This window comes from Rhodoferax sp. ZS1R8, assembly GCF_056521325.1.
Genome location: NZ_JBWMBA010000225.1, coordinates 1 through 1,009, shown reverse-complemented (window position 1 = coordinate 1,009; position 1,009 = coordinate 1). Strand labels below are relative to the sequence as shown.

Genomic DNA, 1,009 nt, shown 5'->3' with positions numbered 1-1,009 from the left:
TTCGGTCCGGCCAGTCGGTTTTTTTAGATCAACTTGCTTTAAATCGATGCCCGCGCCTTCCAACATACTGCCCAGTTCCAGCTCCGATGCAGGATCGGCCAAATTGATAGATCGGATCAAAAGCCTGCTTGTAGGTACTGCCTGCAGGATTTCGGCCCAGCACGAAGCTATTCTTGGATTGATTTTTGCAATGTTTCCTACGCATCCAAATGTGATATAGCCCTTCTTTTCGACAGGGGGAGACCTGGGAAGCGGAACGTCTTCTTTGGGGTCGAAGCACCAGAACGAAGAGGGCAGAACTGCAAGAGATTCCGAATAAAAGTTTTCACTGCTGGGCCCGACAATATGCCGATCCACCAGCTTGTAATCAACTGACTCGAGCCCGGTGGTCGGAGGATACCCGATTCCGGTAATTTGAACCTTTGCGAAGCGAAGTTGCAGCAGCCCGATTCGATTCGTCGACGTATGCCCAGCCATTTCGACAAGAACGTCTAGATCGTGCGACCAAATCATGTCGCACAATGTCTGGTCAGGCATTGTCGAAACATCGAAGAAGGCGTCTGAGTGCTTTCTTACTTCTTCCGTCTGCCCGTCAGAAAGCTGAGAATCATGATATATGAATATTTCATATTTCTCTCGGTCATGCCCTTCAAGCAGGGGACGAAAAAACATAATCACGGAATGATTACGCAAATCCGGCGACCAGTAGGCAACTCGAATTCTCGAGCTTTTTTTATATATCTCGCTAGAGTACTTTAGTGCTGCGTCGGGTGCTGGCGGCTTGATCGCAGGCGCTTTGACGGTTCCTGCCCAAAATCGATGTTCCGCTGCCAGAAGCTCTTCATCGATATCCGCATAAGCACTGGAGAATAGATAGCTGTTCGCTAATCGCATGTTATCGAACAAACCGAGCCAACCAGCAAGCGAATGGATTTTGGCATCGACCGAATTACCTCTTGCTTGCCGGATCGAACCGAAAACGGTGCGGATGTTCGGCATATCCGGCATC

Annotated in this window: 1 protein-coding gene; it reads right to left on the bottom strand. The window is 49.5% G+C overall.

All coding sequences use genetic code 11. From position 1 onward, the window contains the following. Positions 1-1,009 (bottom strand): O-linked N-acetylglucosamine transferase family protein (locus tag AC097P_RS25170; RefSeq protein WP_479613135.1); only part of this gene is annotated, 1,009 nt, incomplete at both ends.